The organism is Anaerococcus hydrogenalis DSM 7454 (assembly GCF_000173355.1).
In the GTDB taxonomy this organism is placed as follows: Bacteria; Bacillota; Clostridia; order Tissierellales; family Peptoniphilaceae; genus Anaerococcus; species Anaerococcus hydrogenalis.
The window spans coordinates 1-568 of record NZ_ABXA01000042.1; the positions used below are offsets into that span (position 1 = coordinate 1).

The window sequence follows — 568 nt, forward strand, 5'->3', positions numbered from 1 at the left end:
TTTTTTTGTCCACTTAAGTGAGTTGAGCGAACGAAAGAGAGCGAAACAAAAAACCACCTGCTATGCAGGTGGAGGTATTAAGCTTTAGCTTTAAGCACCAAGAAAACCTCCTTAATGTATAATTGTGATAGTCACATGCACAATTAAACAAGGAGGTAATCATGGATAAAAATACTTTATCACATACAAGTTGGAGATACAAATACCATATAGTATTTGCACCAAAATACAGAAGACAAGAAATATATAGACAATTAAGAAAAGACATAGGCAGCATACTTCGAGAATTATGCTCAAGAAAAGGGATAAACATAATAGAAGCAGAGTTATGTCCAGATCATATCCATATGCTGGTAGAAATACCACCAAAGTACTCAATATCACAAATAATGGGATATTTAAAAGGAAAAAGTTCACTGATAATATTCGATAGACACGCAAACCTAAAATATAAATATGGCAACAGACACTTTTGGTGTAGAGGATATTATGTAGATACAGTAGGAAGAAATGAAAAGAAAATAAAAGAATATATACAAAATCAATTAAAAGAAGATTATTACACTGA

The 568-nt window shown here is 31.7% G+C and carries 1 protein-coding gene; it reads left to right on the forward strand.

Annotated features, from left to right (window positions below; genetic code table 11):
- Window positions 1-161: 161 nt before the first annotated feature.
- On the forward strand, window positions 162-568 hold a 407-nt coding region (tnpA, locus tag ANHYDRO_RS06950; protein ID WP_004814996.1), incomplete at its 3' end, for an IS200/IS605 family transposase.